This is a genomic window from Pseudomonas sp. TMP9 (assembly GCF_037943105.1).
Taxonomy (GTDB): domain Bacteria; phylum Pseudomonadota; class Gammaproteobacteria; order Pseudomonadales; family Pseudomonadaceae; genus Aquipseudomonas.
This window is the reverse complement of the sequence record NZ_CP149803.1, coordinates 445,770-470,621: the sequence shown is the minus strand read 5'-3', so window position 1 is coordinate 470,621 and position 24,852 is coordinate 445,770. Positions and strand designations below refer to the sequence as shown.

Sequence of the window (24,852 nt, the reverse complement as noted above, 5' to 3'; positions counted from 1 at the left end):
TTCTACAGCAGCCTCATCTTCCGTCAAGTGGTTTTTCTATTTGAAGTTTGAAAATTTCTTTTCTACTTCAACCACTTGCGCCTTCGTTCAGCCTTAAGCTTCTCGTCAGCGGGAGGCGAATAATACAGCGTTTAAACCCGCTGTCAACCGCCTCTTTTACCGCTTTCGATCCACTTGACCGAAGCACTGGTCGGGCTAAACAACCACCCTTGCAGTGATGCGCATTCTACGCAGCTTTCGCTGCTTTGCAACCGTTATCTTAAACTAACTTATTGATTTATAAGAGATTTAAGCAGCTGCATATGCCTTGAGAGCGCGAATTATAGGGGCAGCGCCCAGAAGGTCAATCGATTGTTGCACTTTTGCTTCAATCTCTTGCGCAGGACGCTGCTATCACCCCTTATTGCGCGTCGCCTGCAGAAACGACAAAGCCGTTGAAGCTGACGCTTCAACGGCTTTGTCTAACCAGGCATGCACCATTAGCAGTGTGCCTTTGAGCAGCTTGCCTATAGTAGAGACGGCCTCCAGGGCATCATCCTAGTGATAGGGTGATGCGCGCGAATGCCTTCTTACCTGCTTGGCATACGTGAATTGAACCCAACTTGTATATAAAGGTGCGATCCACCACCTCGCCATCTATACGCACACCGCCCGAACCCAGCAGATCACGCGCCATCGCAGCGTTCTTCACCAGGCCGGCCTTATTTAGCAGAGCAGCTATTGGCATGTCCTCAGCAGACAACACCTCGATCTCTGGCAGATCATCAGGCAGCTCGCCTTCCTTCATTCGGTTGCCCGCCGAGCGATGGGCACTGAGCGCAGCCTCTTCGCCATGGAACCGCGCAACGATCTCCTCGGCCAGCTTGATCTTGATATCACGCGGATTGGCACCTTGTTCAACCTCACGCTTGAACCGATCGATCTCCTCCATCGTGCGAAAACTGAGAAGCTCAAAGTAGCGCCACATCAGCGCATCGGGCATGGAGACCAGCTTGCTGTACATGACGCCAGGCGCTTCTTGAATACCTATATAGTTGCCTAGGGACTTAGACATCTTCTTTACGCCATCCAGCCCTTCCAGCAATGGCATGGTGACGACGCACTGTGACGGCTGCCCATAGGCGCGCTGCAACTCGCGACCCATCAACAAGTTGAACTTCTGATCGGTACCACCCAGCTCGACATCTGCCTGCAAGGCAACCGAGTCATAGCCCTGCACGAGCGGATAGAGAAACTCGTGGATGGCAATCGGCTGCTGGGTGGCATAGCGCTTACTGAAGTCGTCGCGCTCAAGCATACGCGCCACGGTGTGCTGCGAGGTCAGGCGAATAAAATCCGCCGGCCCCATTTTGTCCATCCACGTGGAGTTGAAGGCGACCTCGGTTTTAGCTGGGTCGAGAATTTTGAACACCTGCGTCTTATAGGTCTCCGCGTTCTCTAGCACCTGCTCTCGAGTCAACGGCGGACGTGTAGCGCTCTTGCCACTGGGGTCACCAATCATCCCAGTGAAGTCGCCAATCAGAAAAATCACCTGATGGCCTAAGTCCTGAAACTGGCGCAGCTTGTTAATAAGCACCGTGTGGCCAAGGTGAAGATCTGGCGCTGTCGGGTCAAAGCCCGCCTTGATGCGCAGCGGCTGACCACGCTTAAGTTTCTCAATCAGCTCAGCCTCAACCAACACCTCTTCCGCGCCGCGCTTGATCAACGCCAACTGCTCTTCGACAGACTTCATGACAGGACTCACAACCACTCCAGTTAATAGGGAACCAACCATACAAGAACACTGACAAATCACAAGGTTTGCCCACCCAGCAGCGTGAGTGAAGACATCCTCGCAGCAACCGGGGTTGCCTAGCAGGTCATTTGGTTATATTTTATACAGTTAGTGCGTATTCATCATTTTGTTTATCTATTTCTTTTCATTTTAAAATCAAAAAAGCAGCCTATGACCTCTACAACTAAAGCGCCGCCCCTGTACCCAAAAAGCCATATTCTCGCTGCCAGTGGCGTCGCCGCACTGCTCAGCCTGACCTTACTGGTATTCCCCACCCGCGAAGTAGAAGCTAAGAAAACCTTCATCGACCTTGAGCTAGACAATGGGTCAGCGTACTCAGAGCTGCAGGATGAGGCGCAACCAGCCTCGTTAGAGATGCCCGAATCGCCCTTTACCAATTCAGTTGCAGCCGATACACAGGCTGATGATGACCTGAAGGCCGCGCAACCTGAAGAGTCACTGCCGGCCGATCCGCTACAGCACATTATTAGCGTGCAAAATGGCGATACGCTGTCCACGGTTTTCGCCAAGGTTGGTCTGGGCGCAACAACTTTGCACGCCGCACTCAACAGCAGCAAAGAAGCCAAACAGTTATCACGCTTGAAGGTAGGTCAGGTGCTTGAGTTCAAGCTAAGCGCAGACGGCCAGCTTGAAAGCCTGCATAGCAAGCTTAGCGATCTAGAAAGTATTGCTCTGGCAAAGAGCGAGAAAGGCTTTACGTTCAAACGTGAACTGGTCAAACCTGAAGTTCAGACCACCTACAGCCACGGCGTTATCAACAGCTCACTGTTCCTTTCAGCCAAACGAGCGGGTTTGTCGCACAACTTGACCATGGATTTAGCCAACGTATTTGGCTACGACATCGACTTCGCGATGGATATTCGTGAAGGTGACGAATTTGAGCTGATCTACGAGAAAAAGGTCGTTAACGGTAAACAAGTCGGCACCGGTAACATCCTGTCGGCGCGCTTCACCAACCGCGGTAAGACTTACACCGCCGTGCGTTACACCAACAAACAAGGCAACAGCAGCTATTACAGCGCCACTGGCGAGAGCATGCGTAAAGCGTTTATTCGTACCCCGGTGGACTTCGCTCGCATCAGCTCACGTTTTTCCACAGGTCGCCGCCACCCGGTCCTGAACAAAATTCGCGCACACAAAGGCGTCGACTATGCCGCCCCGCGCGGTACGCCGATCAAGGCCGCTGGCGATGGCCGCATCACTCTAGCCGGCCGCCACGGCGGCTATGGCAATGCAGTGATCATCCAGCACGGCCAGCGTTACCGGACCCTGTACGCCCACATGAATGGCTTTGCCAAAGGCATCCGCAGCGGCAGCAACGTCAAGCAAGGCCAGATCATCGGCTACATTGGCACCACGGGGCTGTCCACGGGGCCTCACCTGCACTATGAGTTCCAAGTTAACGGCGTACACGTTGACCCTTTGAGCCAGAAGCTGCCAATGGCCGACCCAATCGCCAGAAGCGAAAAAGCCCGCTTTATGCAGTTGAGCAAACCGCTAATGGCACAAATGGACAAAGAAAAATCAACCATGCTTGCCCTCAACAACCCGCGTTAAATCATGCCCCTCTACTGCGGCGTGATGTCCGGCACCAGCCTAGACGGACTGGACATCGCGCTAATCGAGCAAACAGACACTACCCGCCTGCTCGGCACGCTTTATCTACCCATGCCTGACGGCTTGCGTCGCAGCCTGCTTAGCCTGTGTGCGCCCGGCCCGGATGAGCTGGCGCGTGCGGCGGTTATCGAACAAGAGTGGGTCGCGCTAGCGGCCCTGGGCATCAACGATTTACTGACGCAGCACGGCATTATGGCTGATAACGTTCGCGCCATTGGCAGCCATGGCCAGACCGTGCGCCATGAACCTGCACGCGGTTTCAGCATTCAGATCGGCAATCCCGCGCTGCTCGCCGAACTGACCAACATCAGTGTCGTTAGCGACTTTCGCCGCCGCGATGTTGCCGCCGGTGGCCAAGGTGCGCCACTGGTTCCAGCGTTCCATGATGCATTGTTTGCAAGCCCAACGAGTGTCTGCGCGGTGCTCAACATTGGCGGGTTCAGCAACCTCAGTCTGCTCGCACCAGAGCAGGGGGTGCATGGTTTTGATTGTGGACCAGGCAATGTGCTGCTGGATGCCTGGATTCATCGCCACCAAGGCTTGGCATATGACCAAGACGGTCAATGGGCCGCCAGTGGCTGTGTGCAAACGCAACTTCTGCAACGGCTGATGAGTGATCCCTACTTCCAGACCCAAGGCCCGAAGAGCACGGGTCGCGAACTGTTCAACGTCGCCTGGCTGGATCAGCACCTGCAAAACCAGCCAGCAATCGCTGCCGCTGATGTGCAGGCAACCCTGCTGGAGTTGACCGCGCTGAGCATTACCCAAGCACTTAACGCCGCGCAGCAGAACACTGAAATGCTACTGGTGTGTGGTGGCGGCGCGCACAACAGCACCCTAATGCGCCGCCTGGCGCAACTGCTGCCTAATAGCCAGGTGAGCCCAACTGATGAACACGGCGTGCCGGCCGACTGGGTCGAAGCGATGGCCTTTGCTTGGCTGGCACACTGCTGCTTGGAAGGTATACCCACCAACCGGCCGAGCGTCACTGGCGCAAAAGGACTTCGCGTTCTGGGCGCAATTTACCCTGCTTAAAAAGCGTTATTCATAACAGTTCAGGGCGAGCGCTCACGCGGGTTGCCAGACGGTGCTGCGCTGAACGTTAAGAAATTTAAGCTCACATGCAAAAACGCCGTACACAAGGCACGGCGTCGTTACAACGGTATAGGCGTTAGATCGAGAACGAAGAGCCGCAGCCGCAGGTTGTAGTGGCGTTAGGGTTGTTGATGACAAATCGCGAGCCTTCTAGACCTTCTTGATAATCAACCTCGGCGCCTGCCAAGTACTGAAAACTCATCGGATCGACCACCAGGCTCACACCTTCACGCTCGATGATGGTGTCATCTTCAGAGGTGTCTTCATCGAAGGTAAAGCCGTACTGGAAGCCGGAACAGCCGCCTCCCGTCACAAACACACGCAACTTGAGGCGTGAATTGCCCTCTTCATCGACCAGGCTCTTCACCTTGTTCGCTGCGCCCTGCGTAAATTGCATAGCACTCGGGATGAAGGTTTCGACGCTCATGCTGATTAACTCCCGGCGCTAAGCGCCATGCTGCATTGTGTTTGTCATTATCCGCTTGTCCTAGTAAAGCGGTCAACTATTGCGCAGCGTCCAAGGGCTGTGGCAATTCCAACGGCCGCGCCTCATCTTGCAAGCGGCAGAGCCGGCCCTCGATCTGCGCCCCCATGGCCATTTCCATCAGTGCGTAATACAGATTGCCGCGTACCCGCGCTCGCACACCCAGCTCTAGGTGACCGCTGGCGTGCACATCGCCGATCACTTCACCATCAATGACGACGTGCGGCGCGCGAATTTCACCTTCAACCTGCCCCTGCGCGCTGACGCGCACCATGCCCTCACTGGCCACTAAATTACCGATGACCTTTCCATCTACCTGCACTGCACCTTGAAAACGCAGATCACCGTGCAGCTCAGCCCCTACTGCGATCAGGCTGGTCTTACCGGCGAAACGCTGCCCGTCGTTGCGCGACTTGTCTTTATTCCACATAGGGAATAGTCACTCCTCTTGGTTCCATTTAAATGTGCGCAGCAAGGGTTTATCACCCTGCACTTCGGCACGCACCTTGATTTCACGCGGGACAAAGCCCTCAGGCAACGTCAACTCTGCAAATCGCCCGGCTTCAGGAATGGCTTGAAAGTGCTTGAAGGCGAAAGCAACCGACTGCTCAGCCAGGGCATCCGGCAAGCCCGCGGTAAGCGCCGCCAGTTCAAGCGTGACATCTTGCCCGGCCTGCTTACCGGCGATTAAGACTTGCAAGTGGCCCTCTAGCGGCTTCTCACTTTTACCCACACGGCTAAGGAGTATCTTATAGCGGAAGTGCTCAGGCCTCTCCGTGGCCTGCAGCTCAAAGGTCTTGATGCGCAACCCCTCGCGACGACTGTCCGGCGCCAGCACGCCTTTGTAGGACGCCAGATCCTGCTGCTGTGTGTAGATCTGCTCTTCCAGCAACTTAATGCTCAAGCGGCTCTGCTCGTTGGCTTGCTGGCTGACTTTTTCCGCACTGCTGAGTACGGCCACGCGCTGATTTAACTCTTCGACTTCGCGCAGCAACTGCACATTCCGCTGTGCTGCGACAGATTGCCCCGCGACAGATACGGGCTGCGTGCGCTGCTGCCACAAGCTGCCCGCGTAAAATGCCAGCGGAATGCACATCACCAGCAACACGCTGAGCAAACGGCGGCGGCGGTCACGTCCAGGATCGCTTGGGCGAACTTCCCAGCCAGCCATCAGGGCAACATGGCTGCGTGGGAAAGGCCCAGCCGCTCATCGAGGTCAAAGAGGATGTTCATGTTTTGCACTGCCTGGCCGGACGCACCCTTGACCAAGTTGTCGATCACCGAGAGCACCACTACCAGATCACCATCTTGTGGCCGATGCACGGCAATACGGCACATGTTAGCGCCACGCACGCTGCGAGTTTCCGGATGACTGCCCGCGGGCATCACGTCGACGAAGGGTTCATTGGCATAACGCGCCTCGAAGAGCGCCTGCAAGTCTACCGAACGATCAACCACGGTGGCGTAGAGCGTGGCATGAATACCACGAATCATTGGCGTCAGGTGCGGCACGAAGGTTAAGCCAACATCCTTGCCCGCTGCCCGGCGCAGGCCCTGACGAATTTCCGGCAGGTGCCGGTGGCCTTTAACGCCATAGGCTTTCATGCTCTCGCCCGCCTCGCTAAACAGCGAAGCAACACTGGCACCACGGCCTGCGCCGCTGACCCCAGACTTGCAGTCGGCAATAATTTGCGAGGTGTCGGCAAGGCCAGCTTCCAGCAGCGGAATCAACGCCAGCTGCGCGGCCGTGGGATAGCAACCCGGCACGGCAATCAGACGCGCGTGCTTGATCGCCTCACGGTTCACCTCAGGCAGGCCGTAAACCGCCTCAGGCAGTAAGTCCGGCGCGCCATGTGGCTGGCCGTACCACTTGGCCCACTCATCAGCATCTTGCAGGCGAAAGTCAGCTGACAGGTCGATCACCTTAGTCCCAGCCGCCAGTAACTCACCCGCCAGGGCATGCGCCACGCCGTGCGGGGTGGCGAAGAAGACCACATCACACGCGCCCAAGGTGGTGACGTCCGGCACGCTAAACGCCAGGCTGTCGTAATGGCCGCGAAGGTTCGGGTACATCTCGTCGACACGCATACCTGCTTCAGAACGCGAGGTAATGACCTCGACCTGCGCGTGTGGGTGCTGCGCCAATAAACGCAACAACTCGACACCGGTATACCCCGTGCCGCCGACGATTCCGACCTTGATCATCATTTGCCCCTTTGTAATACCAGCAATGGAAAGCTGCCGATGATACGGCCGCTTCGGCCACGGGCCAACACTTGAACGCCGCCAGTGATGACGGGGCAGGCCATGCCCACTACTATCGGGGCACTTTCCTGCATGAGGTTGGACAATGCTCTATCTATGGCTCAAAGCCCTGCACATTATCGCCATGGTCTGTTGGTTCGCCGGCCTTTTTTACCTGCCGCGCCTGTTCGTCTACCACGCCATGAGCACCGACGAAGCCAGCCATGAGCGTTTCTGCATCATGGAGCGCAAGCTCTATCGCGGGATTATGTGGCCTTCAATGATTGCAACCATCGGTCTGGGCCTATGGTTGATCAGCCTCAATGCCAGCTACTACTTCAGCCAGGGCTGGATGCACGCCAAGCTGAGCTTGGTCGCGCTGTTGGTGGTCTACCAGTTTATGTGTGGCGCTCAGCTCAAAGCCTTTGCTCGTGGCGAAAACCAACGCGGCCATGTGTTCTACCGCTGGTTCAATGAAGCGCCTGTGCTGGCGTTGCTCGGCATCGTCATCTTGGTTGTGGTTCGCCCCTTCTAACCCGCTTAAACAAAAGGATCGCCGTATGTCCCTGCCTGCATTGCTCGAACAACGCCTACGTCTGCCCATTGTCGCCGCTCCGATGTTTCTGGTGTCCAACCCAGAACTGGTGCTGGCCTGCTGCAACAACGGCATTGTTGGCAGTTTCCCCGCTCTAAACCAGCGCGAGAGCAGCGCCTTTAAGGCATGGTTGGAGGAAATCAAAGCAGGCTTGAACACTGATGCAGCGCCTTATGCCGTCAACCTAATCGTGCATGCGAGCAACCCACGCCTGCAGGCGGACTTGGCGATCTGCGTCGAACAGCAAGTGCCCATCATCATCACCAGCCTCGGCGCGGTGAAGGACGTAGTGGATGCCGTACACAGCTATGGCGGCTTAGTGTTCCACGATGTCACCACGCGCCGGCATGCCGAAAAAGCGGCCGAAGCCGGCGTCGATGGTTTGATCGCAGTAGCCGCCGGGGCGGGTGGGCACGCGGGGACATTGAGCCCCTTCGCACTGATTGCCGAGATCCGCCAGTTCTTCGATAAAACGCTGCTGCTGGCCGGCTGCCTGAATCAGGGGCACGAAGTGCTGGCCGCCCAACTGCTTGGTGCCGATCTCGCCTACCTGGGCACCCGCCTGATCGCCACCCAAGAAAACGCCGCTTCAGCTGCCTACAAGCAGATGATTCTCGACGCTAAAGCCGCCGATATCATTCACACCCCAGCGGTCTCCGGCGTTCCGGCAAGTTTTATGCGTCAGAGTTTGGAGCTGGCCGGTTACGACCTTAAACAGCTGCAGAACAAAGGCGAGATCAACTACGGCGAGAAACTTAAACCCCTGGATGAAGAGGCTAAAGCCTGGAAGACCGTGTGGTCGGCTGGCCAAGGGGTCGGCACTATTCAAGACCTGCCCAGCGTTAGCCAATTGATTGCCCGCCTCGACCACGAATACCGCGCGGCCCTCACATACACTCATAGCGTGCAGCAGCGCTGGGCGCGCTGATACTCCACAGCCGTGCTTACTCGACGCAGATTAGCCGTAATGGCTAAGTTGCTAAATTACGGCCACACAAACGGCTTAATTCACCGGCTTGTGTGCCTGTTAGATACTCAAGCGCGTAAGCAAACACACATTTGCCAACCAGGCAGCTTGTTTACTGCCCTGCCGGGCAGCTAGTCTCTAGCGCACTTCCACTCAGGCACCGACAAGGACGCCGACATGACCCAAGCCCGCTTCAAGATTGTATTCAATGGCGAGTTGATGCCTGACATCAGCCTGGACACGGCCAAAGAAAACCTCGCGCGCCTGTTCAAGAGCGACCAAACCCGAATCAATTCGTTGTTTAGCGGCGGCCCTGTCGATATTAAGCGTGACCTCAGTGAAAACGAGGCCGATCAGTACCTCAAGGCCCTGCAAAATGCCGGCGCCAACGTGCGTAAAGAGCATGACCTGGCAGCCAGCTTGAGCTTGGTGGCAACCGATGACCACCGAGAAGAAGGCAGCGCGCCAGTCAGCGACACCCAAATGACCTGCCCAAAGTGCAGTCACCACCAAGCCAAAGCCATTGAGTGCTCAGCTTGCGGCATTGTTATCGATAAATTTATCGCCCGCCAGGCCATGCTCGCCGAGAGTGCGCCAAACATGGTTAGTGCTGCAGCCAGCCCCTACGCCACACCTAAAGCAGCGGTGGCCGAAACCCTGCCTGAATTTGGCGAGCTGAAACCCTTCACCACAGACGGGCGAATCGGCCGTTTGCGCTACCTGGCCTGGACGATGGTGTTGATGCTGGCCTGCTTGCCGTTATTTGGAATTGCCGCCGGCTTCTTCGCCGTGTCAGAGATTCTCGGCGGCTTACTGATGGTGGTGGTCGGTATTGCCGTGGCCGTGGTCGGCATCATGTTCGGGGTACAGCGCCTGCATGACATCGGCTGGACGGGCTGGCTACTGCTGGTGACCTTGGTGCCGATTGTCGGCGGGGTGTTCTCGCTGCTGATGTTTATCATCCCCGGCAGCACCGAAGCTAACCGCTTTGGTTCGCCGCCACCGGCCAATAGCGGCGCGGTGAAAATCCTCGCCCTGCTGTGGGTTGCGATGATCGTACTTGGCATTATTGCCGCCATTGCACTGCCTGCTTATATGGGCTTCGCCGACGCTGGCTCCTAGCGCTAACAGCACACACGCAACAGGTTACCTGAGGCCTATCACGGAGAATCTATGAGCCGTTACGCGCTGATCACCGGCGCCTCCAGTGGTATTGGCCTGGCCCTGGCTGAGGCCCTCGCCCGGCGTGGTCGTAATCTGATTTTGGTGGCTCGCCAACGCGACGCACTGGAAAGCATCGCGTGCGAGCTGACTCAGCGTTTCTCAGTGGAGGTGTTGTTCCGTGCCTGCGACCTCAGCCAACCGCTGCGCCTCAGCGGCCTGCTGCATGAGCTGGAGGAAAGCGCCCTGCATATCGACCTGCTGGTGAACAACGCCGGCATCGGCACCGCAGGTGCATACGTGACCCAGGACTGGGCTTGCGAACGACAGCTGATCGAACTGAATGTGCTGGCGCTTGCCCGCCTTTGTCACGCCATTGGCACGGTTATGGCTGGCCAAGGCAGTGGGCAGATCCTTAACGTCGCCTCCGTTGCCGGTTTCCAACCCGGCCCCGGCATGAGCAATTACTACGCGAGCAAAGCGTACGTGTTGCATTTCTCCGAAGGCCTGCGCGAAGAACTTAAAGCCTATGGCGTCGGTGTTTCAGTGCTGTGTCCAGGGCCAACCCGCAGTGGCTTTTTCCGCCGTGCAAATATGGACGTAAACGCCCTGCAAGGCAGCAAACTGATGATGAGCGCCGAGGAAGTGGCACTCATTACCGTCAGGGCCTTGGCGAAAAACCGCGCGATCATCATCCCCGGTTGGCGTAATCGCTTGCTCGCCTTTTGCCCGCGTCTGGCACCGCGCTGGTTGGTACGGCGAATCAGCGCGCGGCTGAATCGCCACTTCGGTAAGCCTGTTTAGTCATTACGCATTAACAGTGCGACCCTCGGCCCAAGCACGCAAGGCGGACAAGTCTTCAGCCATTACCACCGACAACGGCGCTGTGCCCTCAATGCTTTGCAGCAACATCAGTTGATTAACCGGCTGCTGTTGGGCTTGCGCGGCATACAGGGCACTGACCACCACCTGCTCAATCTCCGCGCCGGAGAAGCCCTCACACGCAGCCGCCAGTTGCAACAAATCGAACCCTGCCGGTTGCAGTTCACGCCGCTGCAGATGAATGCGGAAAATTTCAGCGCGCACCGATGCATCCGGCAGGTCGACGAAGAACAGCTCATCAAAACGGCCCTTACGCACCAACTCAGGCGGCAAGCGCGAAATGACGTTGGCGGTGGCCACCATGAATACCGGGGCTTTGCGCTCGGCCATCCACGTTAACAGAGTACCCAGAACGCGCTGGCTGACTCCACCGTCATGGTCGCCGCTGGCCAAGCCTTTTTCGATCTCATCCATCCATAGCACGCAAGGCGCCATCTGTTCAGCCAGCTTTAACGCTTCACGCAAGTTGCGTTCGGTTTCACCGAAGAATTTGTTGTACAAGCAGGCAAAGTCCAGGCGCAGCAGGGGCAGCCCCCACAGCCCGGCAATGGCTTTGGCAGCCAAACTCTTGCCGCCACCTTGCACGCCCACCAGCAGCACACCCTTGGGCAAATCAACGCCTTTACCCTCAAGGAAGATGCTTTGCCGCTCCGCCAGCCAGCGTTTGAGGTTGCTCAGCCCGCCGACTTCAGCAAAGCGGGCGGTGTCGTACTCGAAGCTCAGCACGCCATCGAGGTCGAGTAGTTTGAACTTGGTTTTGTTCAGCTCCGGCAGGTCTTCCTGCGTGATCGCGCCGTCATCACAGATCACATTGCGCGCCAGCGCCCGCGCTTCGGCATGACTGAGGCCACGTAGATTCTTCACCACCTGCTGCAAGGTGCGGTTGTCGGTGCGCACCCGCGCATTGCGATTACGCGCGCTCCAGCCTGCAGCCTCATCGCGGACAATGGCCAGCAGGGCTTCCTCAGACGGCAACGACAAGCTGAAACGCGAGGCATAACGCTGCACTTCCGGGGGCAGCAGGCAGGCGTGGGAAACCAGCACCAGCGTCGGCTTGCTGGGCAGCTCACTCATGGCGATTTCTTTGAGCAGGCGCACCAGCCTGGGGTTGTCCGCCAGAAATGGATGCAGGTCGCACATGACATACAGGGTCGGCTGCGGGTCAGCTTTGATCAGACGCAGTGCGGCTTCTGGCTCTAACGTAGCGCTGTCAATCGGTTCCTGCGAGGAGAAACCCAAGCGCTGCAAACCCTCGGTCACCGACCACACCTGCAAGCCCAAACCCCGGCGCACAGCCAGGCTGGTCAGCGTTTCCAGCACCCGCGCCTCGTCCCACGATTCGATCAGCACCAGCTTGGTCTTGGAATCAAGCACCAGACCCAAATCATGAATATCGTTTTTCACCCGCACTCCTTGTCCACTAAACTCGACCCTATTATTTGAGGCCCGGAGACTGTCCATGGACTGTCTATTTTGCAAGATCGTCGCTGGTGAAATACCGGCACGCAAGCTTTATGAAGATGAACACGTGCTGGCCTTCCACGATATCGCGCCGCAAGCACCGCTGCACTTTCTGGTGATCCCGAAAAAACACATCAGCACCCTCAATGATCTGACTGTGGAAGACACGGCTCTAGCCGGGCACATCCTCTTCACTGCCCAGCGCCTCGCCAACGAGCAAGGCTGTGAAGCCGGTTTTCGCGTGGTGATGAATTGCAATGAGATGGGCGGCCAAACCGTTTACCACATCCATATGCATGTGATGGCCAAGCGGCAGATGACATGGCCGCCGGGGTGAGTCGTTTAACCACGGCAGCGCTTCTCATGTTTAGCCTGCTGATAAACACGCAGTCTCACGCTTTCGAGGTGGGCAGCGTATTTAGCGATGCATTGCCCAACGACCAACGAGGGCCGCAACTGGTGGTTGTGCCTAACGGACGCTATCTGCTGGGTGATCACAGCAGTCGCGGTAACCATAACGAGCGCCCACTCACCGCCATCGAAATCAGCCGCCCTTTCGCCATGGGCCGCTATGAAGTGAGCGTTACCGACTGGAAGCATTACGCCGCAGCCACTGCTACAGCGATGCCAGATAACGAAGGCTGGGGCTTGTCAGCACAACGCCCGGTGATCCATGTGTCCTGGCACCAATCCATGGCCTACAGCCGGTGGCTGTCGACAGTCACCGGCCAACGCTATCGGCTGCCCACTGAGGCGGAGTGGGAATACGCCGCACGGGCGGACAGTACCAGTGACTACTGGTGGGGTGAGCAACTCGACAGCCCAGAAACCCAGCCGCGCGCGCATTGTCGCGGCTGCGCCACTTCACGCCTGATCCAGAATAAGAGCGAGCGCATAGGCCAGTTCGCCGCTAACGCGTTTGGCCTGCATGACACGGCCGGCAATGTTTGGGAATGGACGGCCTCACGCTTTGCCAGCCCCTACGACGGCAGCGAGCAGCAGGTCGCCAGCTTGCTCGACAAAAGCCCGCGCGTGGTTCGCGGCGGTGCGTGGAACAGCGGCCCCAGCTACCTGCGCAGCAGCCAACGCGATATGAAACAGGCGCAGCATAAGGACTATGCCTTGGGCTTTCGCGTGTTACGTGAAATGCCCTAACTGCCACTCACTCCGGCGCTGTTGATCAGCTGCTGCGACGAAACGTCAACAGACCCTGCTCATTGTTTGGAGTAAACTGTCGGCTGTAGTCATCGCCGGAGGTCCCAATGGCCAACGAACGTCACTTCTCACCTGTTGATCGTCTGCTTCTCCAAGCCGATGCTGCTTTGCGCACCTTATTGCCCTTCAGTGGCCAGCCGAGCCGACCTTCGCCGGGCATCGTGCAGCCAGAAGCCGAGCTCAACGAGCAACAGGCCCAACATGTTGCCGGCCTGATGCGCATCAACCACACCGGTGAAGTCTGCGCTCAGGGGCTTTATCAGGGTCAGGCCCTAACCGCCAAACTTCCGCGCGTGCGCCAAGCGATGGAACACGCCGCCGATGAAGAGATCGACCATCTGGCGTGGTGTGAACAACGCATTCGTCAACTCGGCAGCCGGCCGAGCATTCTCAACCCTCTGTTTTACGGTTTGTCATTTGGCTTCGGCGCCGCTGCCGGGCTGATCAGCGACAAAGTCAGTCTGGGTTTTGTCGCCGCCACCGAAGACCAAGTGGTCAGGCACCTTGATGAGCACCTAGAGCAAATCCCCCAGGAAGACCAAAAAACCCGCGCGATCCTTGAACAGATGCGTGTTGATGAGCAACAGCATGCTTGCAACGCACTGGATGCCGGCGGCGTGCGCTTCCCAGCGCCGGTCAAGTTCGGCATGAGCCTGCTTGCCAAGGTGATGACGAGCAGTACTTACCGCGTCTAGCGCACAATCAGCGGCACAAAAAAGGGCACATCGGTGCCCTTTCGCATGTAAGGCAATCGCTGCGGCTATTACTCGCCTAGCTCAATAATCTCGTAATCATGCGTGATCTCGACACCACCACGGCCCAGCATGATCGACGCCGAGCAGTATTTCTCAGCTGACAGCTCAACTGCACGCTTGACCTGAGCCTCCTTCAAACCACGGCCCTTGACCACAAAGTGGATGTGGATTTTGGTGAAGACCTTGGGCTCTTCTTCGGCGCGCTCAGCCTCGAGGAAGGCTTCACAACTTTCTACCGCCTGGCGGGATTTTTTCAGAATGCTGACCACATCGAAGTTACTGCAACCGCCTAAACCGATCAGCACCATCTCCATTGGGCGCACACCGAGGTTGCGGCCACCGCTCTCAGGCGGGCCATCCATCACCACCGCATGACCGCTGCCCGACTCACCGATAAACAGGGCTTCACCGGCCCACTGAATCCGCGCTTTCATTACTCAGGCTCCGCTGTTAAAAAGGGAGCCAGCTTAGCACAGCACTTTTACCAAGCGACCACGCGGCATTGGCGCTTAAGTTCGGCGCTTAGATGCTAGCCATGTCGCAAATACGCACTGAGTATGGGTCTGCTTGTTAAGCTGACGCCTGATTACTGGCACACTTGTGCTGATAACTATTATTAGAACGCAGCCGCACAACGGCTCACTTTTATAAATTCGGGATTCGGGCATGGTTGCTATTACCCTCACACCTAAAATAAAAAATCTCGACAAGCTTCTCGCGCATTGCCACCGCCGCCGCTACACCGCCAAAAGCACCATCATCTACGCGGGCGATCGCTGTGAAACGCTGTTCTTTATCGTTAAGGGTTCGGTCACTATTTTGATCGAAGACGATGATGGCAAAGAGATGATCATCGCCTACCTCAACGCTGGAGATTTCTTCGGTGAAATGGGTCTGTTCGAAAAGGACGGCACCGAAAAAGAACGCAGCGCGTGGGTACGCGCCAAGACCGAGTGCGAAGTGGCGGAGCTGAGCTACGCCAAGTTCCGCGAGCTGACACAGCAAGACCCAGATATCCTTTATGCCTTGGGCAGCCAAATGGCCGAGCGCCTGCGCAACACCACGCGCAAGGTGGGTGATCTGGCTTTTCTGGATGTCACCGGCCGCGTAGCTCGCACCTTGCTTGACCTGTGCAAGCAGCCTGACGCCATGACTCACCCTGATGGCATGCAAATCAAGATCACCCGCCAAGAGATCGGCCGCATCGTTGGCTGCTCGCGGGAAATGGTCGGCCGCGTGCTCAAGGCGCTTGAAGAGCAAGGACTGGTCAACGTCAAAGGCAAAACCATGGTGGTCTTCGGCACCCGCTGAGCCAACAAACGGGCAATAAAAAGCCGACGCATGCATCGGCTTTTTTCTATTGCTGGTTTAGCTCACGTCTGGCGAGGTAATGACCCGTTTACGCTCGGGGAAGAATAAACGCTCCAGCTCAGCGCCCGGGTTGTCCGCGCGCATAAACGCTTCACCGACGAGGAAGGCGTAGACCTCGCTGATTTCCATTAGCTCGACATCGGCGCGGTTGAGAATGCCGCTCTCAGTCACCACCAAACGATCTCGGGGGATTCTAGGTAGCAGGTCCAGGGTGGTTTCTAGGCTTAACTCAAAGGTGTGCAAATTGCGGTTGTTGATGCCGACCAGTGGGGTGTCCAAGGTTTTCAGGGCACGCTCCAACTCAGCGCCGTCGTGCACTTCTACCAGCACATCGAGGTTGTAGGCTTTAGCGGTCGCTGCCAGCTCGGCCATCTGACTGTCCGCCAGCGCCGAAACAATCAACAGCACGCAATCAGCGCCCATGGCGCGGGCTTCAACGATTTGATACGGCTCGATCATAAAGTCTTTACGGATGACCGGCAGCGAACAGGCGGCGCGTGCCTCTTGCAGGTAGCGATCGGCACCTAAAAAGAAGTCGATATCCGTCAGCACCGACAAACACGTAGCACCGCCATCTTGGTAGCTCTGGGCAATTTCGGCGGGCACAAAGTGTTCACGTAACACGCCTTTGCTCGGTGACGCTTTCTTGATTTCGGCGATCACCGCGGGCTGCCGACGCTTGGCCTGGGACAACATTGCCTGGGCAAACCCTCGCACCGGATCGGCTTGGCGGGCTTGTTGCTCAAGCTCAGCCAGCGCAACCAAAGCTCGGCGAGCGGTTACTTCCTCAGCCTTACGCGCGAGAATTTTCTCCAGAACGGTTGGAATACTCACTCGGCATTCTCCTGTTTAAATACAGCCGTAAAGGACACCAGTTCTTGCAGCTTTTCCCACGCCAGCCCGGTATGCAGTGCATCATGGGCCAGTTGCACGCCTTCTTTTAAGCTGCTAGCCAAATCAGCCGCATACAGCGCCGCGCCAGCATTCAGCACAATCATATCGGCGGCCTTCTGCCCGGCTTCGGTTTTACGTTTGCTCAGGGCATCACGGATCAAGGCCAACGACGCTTGCGGACTTTCTACGGCCAAGCCGACAAGGCTTTGGCTCTTCAGGCCGAGGTCTTCTGGCAGCACCTCGTATTCACTGATCACACCGTCCTTCAGTTCTGCCACGTGGGTCGCAGCAGCCAGGCTGAATTCATCCAACCCATCGCGCGAATGCACCACCAAGATATGCTGGCTGCCCAAACGCTTGAGCACTTCGGCGAGCGGACGGCAAAGGGCCTGGCCGAACACACCGACCACCTGATGCTTAACCCCGGCGGGGTTAGTCAGTGGGCCGAGCATGTTGAAAATGGTGCGCAGGCCCAGCTCACGACGCGGCACGGCGGCGTACTTCATCGCCGAGTGATGCACTTGGGCAAACATAAAGCCGACGCCCACACTGTCAATGCAACGCGCCACTTGCTCAGGCGTCAACTGCAGGTAGATACCCGCTTCTTCAAGCACATCGGCACTGCCGCTTTTACCCGACACCGCGCGGTTACCGTGCTTGGCCACCTTGCCGCCCGCTGCGGCGACCACAAAACTCGACGCCGTTGACACGTTAAAAATATTCGCGCCATCGCCGCCGGTACCGACCACATCCACTACATGATCGAGGCTTTGCAGGTGCACATGGCTGGCCAGCTCGCGCATGACCGAAACCGCACCGACGATCTCATCGATGGTTTCGCTTTTCATGCGCATGCCCATCAGAAAAGCGCCGATCTGCGCCTCCGTGCACTGGCCGGTCATGATTTCGCGCATCACGTCCTGCATTTCTTCGGTGCTCAGATCGAGATGACTGACCACCCGATTGAGGGCTTCCTTAATATTCATCAGCGCAGACCACCTTGTTGTTTGAGGAAGTTGGCAAACAGTTCATGGCCCTGCTCGGTCAGAATCGACTCGGGGTGAAACTGCACGCCCTCGATATGCAGAGTCTTGTGGCGCAGGCCCATGATTTCGTCCACCGCACCATCGGCGTGCTGAGTCCAGGCGGTCACTTCTAGGCAATCGGGTAGCGTTTCACGCTTGACCACTAACGAATGGTAGCGGGTGACGGTCAATGGGTTGTTTAAGCCGGCGAATACACCCAAGTCTTGGTGATACACCGGGCTGGTTTTGCCGTGCATCACCTGCCGTGCACGCACCACATCGCCACCAAACGCCTGACCAATACTCTGGTGCCCCAAGCACACGCCTAGGATTGGCAGCTTGCCGGCAAAGTGCAGGATGGCCGCAATGGAAACCCCGGCTTCGGTGGGTGTGCAAGGGCCGGGCGAGACCACAATGCGCTCGGGCTTCAGCGCTTCAATCTCGGCGATGCTCAGCTCGTCGTTGCGCACCACATGCACGTCAGCACCCAGCTCGCCTAAGTACTGCACCACGTTGTAGGTAAAGGAGTCGTAGTTGTCGATCATCAGCAGCATGGCGGGACTCCTCAGCGTTGGATCGGGTCGACGACGGTTTGCTCGGCCAGCGCCACAGCACGGAACATGGCGCGACGTTTGTTCAGGGTTTCTTCCCACTCCAGCGCGGGCACTGAGTCGGCAACAATACCGGCACCGGCCTGTACGTGCAGCTCGCCGTCTTTGATCACTGCGGTGCGAATGGCGATGGCGGTGTCCATATTGCCGTTCCACGCCAGGTAGCCGACAGCACCGCCGTACACGCCACGCTTGACCGGCTCCAGCTCGTCGATGATTTCCATGGCACGAATTTTCGGCGCGCCGGACAAGGTGCCAGCCGGCAGAATAGCGCGCAGTGCATCCATCGCGCTCAAGCCTTCTTTGAGTTGGCCGGTGACGTTGGAGACGATATGCATCACGTTGGAATAGCGCTCAATGACCATTTTCTCGGTAAGTTTAACGCTGCCGGTGCTGGCAACCCGACCGACATCATTACGGCCCAAGTCGATCAACATCAGGTGCTCGGCCACCTCTTTAGCATCGGAAAGCAGATCTGCTTCCAAGGCCAGATCGGCCTCTTCATTCGCACCGCGTGGGCGGGTGCCGGCAATCGGACGCACCGTCACCAGCCCATCCTCGAGACGCACCAGCACCTCCGGCGAACTGCCCACCACATGGAAGTCGCCAAAGTTAAAGAAGTACATATAAGGCGTCGGGTTGATGCAGCGCAGGGCGCGGTACAAGTCAATCGGCGCGGCCTTGAACGGGATCGACATGCGCTGCGAAATCACCACCTGCATGCAGTCACCGGCGAGGATGTATTCCTTGATCGCCTGGACGGCCTGCTCGTAATCGTCGCGTTTGAAACTTGAAACAAACGCCGGATCAGCCGTGATCGGCGCGGCCAAATCAACCCCCAGCCTCGGAGTAATCGGCTGGCGCAGCTTGTGCAGAATGTCTTGCAGACGCGCCTGGCCTTGTTCCAGTGCATCGCTATCCACCGGATCGACCAGGACAATGGCGTGCATCTTGCCCGCTAGGTTGTCAAAGACCACCACAGCATCGGAGACCATCAGCAGAATATCCGGGGTTCCCAATGAGTCAGGGTTTACACCCTTGGCCAGCTTGGGCTCGACATAGCGCACGCTGTCGTAGCCGAAGTAGCCCACTAAACCGCCATTGAAACGCGGCAGGCCTGGCAGGGTCGGCACTTTATAGCGGTCTTTGAATTGCTCAACGAAGTCCAGCGGGTCGATGCAGTGGTGACGCTCGACTTCGACGCCGTCCATGCTGATCGTCACTTCGTGCTCGTAGGCACGCAGCACCGTGCGTGCCGGCAGGCCGATGATGGAATAACGCCCCCACTTCTCGCCGCCCTGCACCGATTCGAGCAGGTAGGTATTCGGCTCATCGGCCAGCTTTAAGTAGATGGATAGCGGCGTGTCGAAATCGACTAGGGTTTCACAGGCAACAGGAATGCGGTTATAGCCGGCAGCGGCTAAACGCAGGAATTCTTCGCGGGTCATGATCAGCCTCGTGGCTTGAGGTTAAAACGGTTGTGCAAGCGTGCCGACTGTGCGGCCAAGATCAGTTCAGTGGCGCCAGCGCCAACGGCCCAGAACCTTGAAGGTGTTTATGTCGGTGCTTGCCGACCAGCGCGTGCAGGTAACCACCACGAAGCTCTCTTAATTTATACAGGATTGGAGTCCGGCCACACTAGCGCAGGGCTGGGGCTGAATCAACCCGCAAAGCCCGGCTAAGGAGCGTCGTTACTGGCTTACAACAAACCGGTCAAATTATCTAAAACGCGCGCCGGATTCTCTTCAGCAATCGGCCGACCGTGGTTATAGCCGTAGCTCAACGCCACGCACGTCACCCCAGCCGCCTTGGCCGCCCGCACATCGTTGCGCGAGTCACCGACAAACAGCGCCTGCGCCGCATCAACGCGCGCCAACTGCATCACATGCAGCAACGCAGCAGGGTCGGGCTTCTGCTGAGGCAAGGTATCGCCGCCAACAATCCAGCGGAAATAGCCGCCCAAGCCTTTTTCATCGAGCAGAGGCGCGACAAACCGCTCGGGCTTATTGGTGACTATCGCCAACTCGACCTGCTGCTCGCGCAACCCCTCTAGGGTTTGCCGCACGCCGGGGTAGACCTGAGTGAGCGCATGGCTCTCGGCGTAATACTGCATAAACAGCTGGAGCGCCTGTTGCGCATACCCCTCATCAACCTGAGCATGCTCAAGACTGCCTGCCAAGGCACGACGCACCAAGACCCGTGCGCCATTGCCGACCCAATCACGCACCTGCTCGATACCGGCCGCCGGCTGGCCTAACACCTGCAAAGTCTTGTCGACCGCTGCCGCCAGGTCCGGCACCGAATCGACCAAGGTGCCATCCAAATCAAACATCACCAGACGCGGTAACTCGCCCTGAAATAGCTCGCGCAGCAGGCTCACCCGCGCGCCAAGGCCAGTTCGGCGCGCATGGCGTCGATCACCGCTTTATAGTCCGGCTGATTGAATATCGCTGAGCCGGCGACAAAAGTGTCCGCGCCAGCGGCGGCAATCTCGCGGATGTTCTGCACATTGACCCCGCCATCGATCTCCAAGCGTATCGTGCGGCCGGACGCGTCGATCAACGCGCGCGCTTCTTTAAGTTTTTCCAGGGTATGGGGGATAAATTTCTGCCCGCCGAAACCTGGGTTAACGCTCATCAGCAAGATCATGTCGACCTTGTCCAGCACATGCTTTAGCACATCCAGCGGCGTGGCCGGGTTGAATACCAGGCCTGCCTTACAGCCGCCCTCGCGGATCAGTTGCAGCGAGCGGTCGATGTGCTCGGACGCTTCGGGATGGAAGGTGATGTAACTCGCGCCAGCCTGGATAAAGTCACCGATGATGCGATCCACCGGCTTAACCATCAGGTGCGCGTCGATCGGCGCAGTGATGCCGTATTTGCGCAGCGCCGCGCAGACCATTGGGCCAATCGTCAGGTTTGGCACGTAGTGGTTGTCCATCACATCGAAGTGGACGATGTCAGCACCGGCGGCAAGCACCTTGTCAACCTCCTCACCCAAACGAGCAAAGTCAGCAGAAAGAATCGACGGGGCAATGGCGAAGGGTTGCATAACGCACCTCGGTGGCATTCACGGAAGGCGCGCAGTGTAACAGCCCGACTAAACGCCTGGCGCGTGTGACCAGCACCTGACAAAGCGGGGGTTAAAAGGCTAGGCTGCTGAAACACCACATTTGCTGGAGCAAACCTATGCTTTCTCGCCCTGCAGCACTCACCCTGAGCGTGCTGCTATTAATCAGCCCGCTGCATGCGCAAGAGCAGCCGACCACAGACGGCGCAACACCCGCAACCGAGGCCGCGGTCGAGCCTGCAGAAGAGCAGCGCGCACCTCTGCCCGAGCGCAGTGAAGTAGAAGCCACCGCGCTGGAAGAGCAATTAGCGCCCAAAGAACAACAGCAACTGCAGGCAGGCGATGAGGCTTTTCTCGCCCTGTGGTTGCCGGCCAATGCCCCTGAGCCCAGTGGCGCGGTGATCATCCTACCGGGCGACGATGAAAGCGCCGACTGGCCGCAAAGCGTCGCCCCCCTGCGCCGCAAACTGCCTAATGCTGGCTGGCACAGCTTAAGCGTGACGCTGCCTGACCCTAATGGCGTCGCGCCGCCGCTGCGCAGCGCAGCGTTACTGCCTGCCGCCGCTGAAGACGGTGAGCCTGCTAAAGACGGCGAAAATGACAGCGCAGAAACCGACTCAGCCGGCACGCCTGCCAGCGCTGTCGACAGCGCAGAAACCGCGGCGAGCAAAGAAAACGACATTCAAGAGCAGCAAAAAACTCATGCTGAGCGAGTGCTGGCGCGCATCGAATCAGCCATTGGCTTTGCCGAACAACAGCAAGCTAAAACCATCGTATTACTCGGCCATGGCAGCGGCGCTTACTGGGCAGCGCGCTACGTAGCAGAGCGCAAACCAGCCAACATTCAGAACCTGCTGCTGGTTGCCGCGCAACTGCCCGCCGGTTTTAGCCCGCCACTCGACGAGTTGCTTGCCCCCTTGCAATTGGCCACCGGCGACTTTTATTACAAAGACCTGCCCGCTGACCGGCTGGCTGCCCTCAAGCGCTCACAAGCCAGCAAACGGCAAAAGCATCCGGCCTATACACAAATTGCGCTAAAAGCCTTGGTGGGCAATCGCGAAGCCGAGCAGGAGCAATTGTACCGACGCATCCGTGGCTGGCTGACGCTCAAACTGCAAGCTAAATGAACCCTAGCGAAAGCCGTGACGTTGGCGAATCAGGCCGTAAGCCTGATGCAATTCACGGGTGCGCTCAGTGGCCTCACGCAAGCGCTCAGGGGTTGCGCCGCTGCCGGCCAATTTGTCGGGGTGATGGCGACTGAGTAAGCGCCGATACGCCTGCTTGATTTGCGCAGGTTCAGCATCAGCGCTGATATTCAACAAATTCAAGGCCCGCTGATAGGCACTGCTCGCCGTCGAGGCTAACGGCCCGCGTGGCGGCGCGTAAGCCTCGCTGAACTGAGCCTGAGTGGCTGATGGCACCTGCAGCCATTTGCCCCATAGCATGATCAACTCACGCTCGGCCTGATCGACCTGGCCATCGACCCACGCCATGCGCCAGCATGCGCGCAGCAGCACGTCCGAACGGGCCTGCTGGCGACGCAGCGGCGCACGCAAACTGGCCCGCCCGGTTTTGCCGAGGGCAAATGCCTCAATCGCCTGGCGCTGCCCCTCTATATCTAGATTCAAGCGCTGCATTTCCGCGCGGGCCTGTTGAATATGCGCAGGCAAAACACGCCCGCCGCTTTTAGCTAAACGGCCCAGCAGAACAAACAGCAGCCACTCATCACGCAACTCCGCGCGACCACCCAAGCGCTCACGCAGCGCCGCCCATGATTGCAGGCGCAAGCGCCGATCCAGCACCTGACCCAACAGCGCACCCAACATCGCCCCCGGAATACTGGCCACTGCTAGCCCCACAACTGCCCCAAGCAGGGTCGCTGGCCAGATCATCTTAGCCGCGCGCCTCAAGCAATGACTCGACCTGAGCCAGCCGCTCATGGGTACCGACATCCACCCAGCAACCGTCAAACTGTTCGCCACTCACCTGCCCAGCCGCCATTGCTGCGCGCAATAAAGGTGCAAGCTTGAACGCACCGGGCTGGCAGCCTGCAAATAAGGCCGGCGAGAGCACCGCCATGCCGCTGTAGGTCAAATTCGTTTGATCGAGCCGAGCATCGCTGACTTGCCCGTAAAGGAGGCAGAAGTCACCCGCGGCGTGATGACCGGGATTGGCCACCAACACCACATGCGCCAGCCCCGCTCGAGGCTGGCGAAGCTGAGCAAATGGGTAATCAGTGAAAATATCGCCATTGATCAACGCAAAAGGCTGATCACCCAGCAATGGCAGGGCCTTGAAAATCCCGCCGCCGGTTTCCAGCGGTTCGGCTTCCGCGGAATAGGTGATGCTGACGCCGAAACGCGCGCCATCGCTGAGGTAATCTTCAATCTGCTGGCCTAACCAAGCATGGTTGATCACCACCTCGGTAAACCCAGCAGCTGCCAACGCGCGCAGGTGATATTCAATCAGCGGCACACCCGCCGCACGCACCAAAGGCTTAGGTGTGTGCAGGGTCAACGGACGCAAACGCTCGCCTTTACCGGCGGCCAGAATCATCGCCTTCATGCCGGCGCCCGCTGCAGACTGACCAGCAACTCACCCAGCTCAGCCAATTCCGGCCGGCGCGCCACTACCACATCTATATAAGAGAAGAAGCGCGGCACATCGCCCAAATACTTAGGTTTGCCATCGCGGTGGCAAATACGCGCGAAGATGCCAATCACCTTGAGGTGACGCTGCACACCCATCAGATCGCTGGCGCGCAGAAAGTCCTCCAGCACCGGCTGCACCGGCACACCCGCATCACGCGCTTGCTGCCAATACTGCTCCAGCCAGCCGCGCACGCGCACCTCAGGCCAGTTGAGGAAGGCATCCTTAAACAGACAGGTGATGTCGTAGGTTACCGGGCCGTAAACCGCATCCTGAAAATCCAGCACGCCGGGGTTCGGCTCACTGAGCATCAGATTGCGCGGCATAAAGTCGCGATGCACCAGCACCTTGGGCTGCGCCAGGGCGCTCTCGATCAGCCGCTGGCTCACTCGTTGCCACAGCGCCTGCTGCTGCTCGCTGAACTCAACACCCAAATGCTGCTGCACGTACCACTCGGGGAACAGTTGCAGTTCGCGACGCAGCAGCGCGTCGTCATAGCTGGACAGTGGCGCGCTCAGCGGCAGTTGCTGAAAAGCCAAGAGCGCCTGCACAGCATCGGCAAACAGGGCATCGGCATTATCGTGATTAATAACATCTAGGTAGGTTTGTCGGCCTAAATCGTTGAGCAATAGAAATCCCCGCTCAAGATCAGCGGCGAGAATCTGCGGCACGTTGAGGCGGGCCTCAGCCAGCAACTGCGCGACCTTGACGAACGGGCGACAATCTTCCTGCGGCGGCGGCGCATCCATCACGATCAGCGTGCGCCCTGCGCCGTGCCAGCGAAAATAACGACGAAAACTGGCGTCACTGCTCGCAGACGTCAACGTGGCGGGCGGTATAGCGCCCCAACCCTGCTCGGCAAACAGCCTAGGCAGCTGCTGATCCAGCCAGTTTTCGAGGAGTTTCAGGCGTACATCTTCATCAGGCATTACAAGGTCTCCGACGGCGCTAGCCGTTGCGCG

27 protein-coding genes are annotated in these 24,852 nt (G+C 58.0%); 11 read left to right on the top strand and 16 right to left on the bottom strand.

The features are described 5' to 3' along the window. Positions 1–532: 532 nt before the first annotated feature. A complete protein-coding gene (gene tyrS, locus WF513_RS02215; protein ID WP_339081130.1) occupies positions 533–1,732 on the bottom strand; it encodes a tyrosine--tRNA ligase in 1,200 nt (399 codons plus the stop codon). 213 nt (positions 1,733–1,945) lie between these two features. Here tyrS and WF513_RS02210 point away from each other — a divergent pair, with 213 nt between their 5' ends. Next, entirely contained in the window at positions 1,946–3,352 is a 1,407-nt protein-coding gene (locus WF513_RS02210; protein ID WP_339081129.1) for a peptidoglycan DD-metalloendopeptidase family protein, read from the top strand. 3 nt (positions 3,353–3,355) lie between these two features. After that, entirely contained in the window at positions 3,356–4,447 is a 1,092-nt protein-coding gene (locus WF513_RS02205; RefSeq protein WP_339081128.1) for an anhydro-N-acetylmuramic acid kinase, read from the top strand. 136 nt (positions 4,448–4,583) lie between these two features. Here the strand turns inward: WF513_RS02205 and erpA are convergent, their stop codons facing one another. The 4 genes from erpA to argC form a co-directional block, all read right to left on the bottom strand. Next, positions 4,584–4,934: an iron-sulfur cluster insertion protein ErpA gene (gene erpA / locus WF513_RS02200; protein WP_339081127.1), complete on the bottom strand. Its 351-nt coding sequence runs from the start codon at positions 4,932–4,934 to the stop codon at positions 4,584–4,586. A 76-nt stretch (positions 4,935–5,010) separates the two neighbouring features. Continuing rightward, entirely contained in the window at positions 5,011–5,421 is a 411-nt protein-coding gene (locus WF513_RS02195; protein ID WP_339081126.1) for a polymer-forming cytoskeletal protein, read from the bottom strand. A 9-nt stretch (positions 5,422–5,430) separates the two neighbouring features. After that, positions 5,431–6,162, bottom strand: coding sequence for a DUF6776 family protein (locus WF513_RS02190; RefSeq protein ID WP_339081125.1), 732 nt, complete (start codon positions 6,160–6,162; stop codon positions 5,431–5,433). Then, on the bottom strand, positions 6,162–7,196 hold the full coding sequence (gene argC, locus WF513_RS02185; protein ID WP_339081124.1) for an N-acetyl-gamma-glutamyl-phosphate reductase: 1,035 nt from the start codon (positions 7,194–7,196) through the stop codon (positions 6,162–6,164). Before argC ends, WF513_RS02190 begins: the two co-directional genes overlap by 1 nt. 145 nt (positions 7,197–7,341) lie before the next feature. Here argC and hemJ point away from each other — a divergent pair, with 145 nt between their 5' ends. From hemJ to WF513_RS02165, 4 genes are all read left to right on the top strand, one after another. Further along, entirely contained in the window at positions 7,342–7,770 is a 429-nt protein-coding gene (gene hemJ, locus WF513_RS02180) for a protoporphyrinogen oxidase HemJ (protein ID WP_339081123.1), read from the top strand. Between the two features lie 25 nt (positions 7,771–7,795). Then, entirely contained in the window at positions 7,796–8,758 is a 963-nt protein-coding gene (locus WF513_RS02175; protein WP_339081122.1) for a nitronate monooxygenase family protein, read from the top strand. Positions 8,759–8,974: 216 nt separating this feature from the next. Next, positions 8,975–9,919, top strand: coding sequence for a DUF805 domain-containing protein (locus WF513_RS02170; protein ID WP_339081121.1), 945 nt, complete (start codon positions 8,975–8,977; stop codon positions 9,917–9,919). A gap of 51 nt (positions 9,920–9,970) precedes the next feature. Next, positions 9,971–10,762: an SDR family oxidoreductase gene (locus tag WF513_RS02165; protein ID WP_339081120.1), complete on the top strand. Its 792-nt coding sequence runs from the start codon at positions 9,971–9,973 to the stop codon at positions 10,760–10,762. A gap of 3 nt (positions 10,763–10,765) precedes the next feature. Here WF513_RS02165 and WF513_RS02160 read toward each other — a convergent pair whose 3' ends face one another. After that, on the bottom strand, positions 10,766–12,244 hold the full coding sequence (locus tag WF513_RS02160; protein ID WP_339081119.1) for an AAA family ATPase: 1,479 nt from the start codon (positions 12,242–12,244) through the stop codon (positions 10,766–10,768). 55 nt (positions 12,245–12,299) lie between these two features. Between WF513_RS02160 and WF513_RS02155 the strand changes: the two genes are divergently transcribed. The 3 genes from WF513_RS02155 (at position 12,300) to coq7 (ending at position 14,211) form a co-directional block, all read left to right on the top strand. Further along, complete coding sequence (locus tag WF513_RS02155; RefSeq protein WP_339081118.1) at positions 12,300–12,638, top strand: histidine triad nucleotide-binding protein; 339 nt, start codon at positions 12,300–12,302, stop codon at positions 12,636–12,638. Positions 12,639–12,664: 26 nt separating this feature from the next. Further along, positions 12,665–13,456: a formylglycine-generating enzyme family protein gene (locus WF513_RS02150; RefSeq protein WP_339081117.1), complete on the top strand. Its 792-nt coding sequence runs from the start codon at positions 12,665–12,667 to the stop codon at positions 13,454–13,456. Between the two features lie 107 nt (positions 13,457–13,563). Then, positions 13,564–14,211, top strand: a complete 648-nt coding sequence (gene coq7, locus WF513_RS02145; protein WP_339081116.1) for a 2-polyprenyl-3-methyl-6-methoxy-1,4-benzoquinone monooxygenase — start codon at positions 13,564–13,566, stop codon at positions 14,209–14,211. 68 nt (positions 14,212–14,279) lie between these two features. Here coq7 and WF513_RS02140 read toward each other — a convergent pair whose 3' ends face one another. Next, a complete protein-coding gene (locus WF513_RS02140; protein ID WP_339081115.1) occupies positions 14,280–14,705 on the bottom strand; it encodes an OsmC family protein in 426 nt (141 codons plus the stop codon). Positions 14,706–14,937: 232 nt separating this feature from the next. Here WF513_RS02140 and crp point away from each other — a divergent pair, with 232 nt between their 5' ends. Next, the gene (crp, locus tag WF513_RS02135) at positions 14,938–15,582 is read left to right on the top strand and encodes a cAMP-activated global transcriptional regulator CRP (RefSeq protein WP_339081114.1); all 645 of its coding nucleotides are present in this window, start codon (positions 14,938–14,940) and stop codon (positions 15,580–15,582) included. 57 nt (positions 15,583–15,639) lie between these two features. Here crp and trpC read toward each other — a convergent pair whose 3' ends face one another. From trpC to rpe, 6 genes are all read right to left on the bottom strand, one after another. Further along, the gene (trpC, locus tag WF513_RS02130) at positions 15,640–16,476 is read right to left on the bottom strand and encodes an indole-3-glycerol phosphate synthase TrpC (RefSeq protein ID WP_339081113.1); all 837 of its coding nucleotides are present in this window, start codon (positions 16,474–16,476) and stop codon (positions 15,640–15,642) included. Continuing rightward, positions 16,473–17,522: an anthranilate phosphoribosyltransferase gene (gene trpD / locus WF513_RS02125; protein ID WP_339081112.1), complete on the bottom strand. Its 1,050-nt coding sequence runs from the start codon at positions 17,520–17,522 to the stop codon at positions 16,473–16,475. Before trpD ends, trpC begins: the two co-directional genes overlap by 4 nt. After that, positions 17,522–18,115, bottom strand: a complete 594-nt coding sequence (locus WF513_RS02120; RefSeq protein ID WP_339081111.1) for an aminodeoxychorismate/anthranilate synthase component II — start codon at positions 18,113–18,115, stop codon at positions 17,522–17,524. The genes trpD and WF513_RS02120 overlap by 1 nt, the downstream gene beginning before the upstream one ends. A gap of 11 nt (positions 18,116–18,126) precedes the next feature. Then, positions 18,127–19,620 (bottom strand): anthranilate synthase component I, encoded by a 1,494-nt coding sequence (gene trpE / locus WF513_RS02115; RefSeq protein ID WP_339081110.1) that lies wholly within the window; start codon positions 19,618–19,620, stop codon positions 18,127–18,129. 251 nt (positions 19,621–19,871) lie between these two features. Continuing rightward, positions 19,872–20,552 (bottom strand): phosphoglycolate phosphatase, encoded by a 681-nt coding sequence (locus tag WF513_RS02110; protein WP_339081109.1) that lies wholly within the window; start codon positions 20,550–20,552, stop codon positions 19,872–19,874. Then, complete coding sequence (rpe, locus tag WF513_RS02105; protein ID WP_339081108.1) at positions 20,549–21,223, bottom strand: ribulose-phosphate 3-epimerase; 675 nt, start codon at positions 21,221–21,223, stop codon at positions 20,549–20,551. The genes WF513_RS02110 and rpe overlap by 4 nt, the downstream gene beginning before the upstream one ends. Before the next feature lie 137 nt (positions 21,224–21,360). On the opposite strand from rpe, the gene WF513_RS02100 reads away from it, so the two are divergent. Next, positions 21,361–22,368: an alpha/beta hydrolase family protein gene (locus tag WF513_RS02100; RefSeq protein WP_339081107.1), complete on the top strand. Its 1,008-nt coding sequence runs from the start codon at positions 21,361–21,363 to the stop codon at positions 22,366–22,368. 3 nt (positions 22,369–22,371) lie between these two features. Here WF513_RS02100 and WF513_RS02095 read toward each other — a convergent pair whose 3' ends face one another. From WF513_RS02095 to WF513_RS02085, 3 genes are read right to left on the bottom strand one after another with little or no spacing between them, the layout of a single operon-like run. Continuing rightward, complete coding sequence (locus WF513_RS02095) at positions 22,372–23,133, bottom strand: DnaJ domain-containing protein (RefSeq protein WP_339081106.1); 762 nt, start codon at positions 23,131–23,133, stop codon at positions 22,372–22,374. 1 nt (position 23,134) lies between these two features. Beyond that, positions 23,135–23,806: an N-acetylmuramate alpha-1-phosphate uridylyltransferase MurU gene (gene murU, locus WF513_RS02090; RefSeq protein ID WP_339081105.1), complete on the bottom strand. Its 672-nt coding sequence runs from the start codon at positions 23,804–23,806 to the stop codon at positions 23,135–23,137. Continuing rightward, a complete protein-coding gene (locus WF513_RS02085; RefSeq protein WP_339081104.1) occupies positions 23,803–24,819 on the bottom strand; it encodes a phosphotransferase in 1,017 nt (338 codons plus the stop codon). Before WF513_RS02085 ends, murU begins: the two co-directional genes overlap by 4 nt. Positions 24,820–24,852 lie beyond the last annotated feature (33 nt).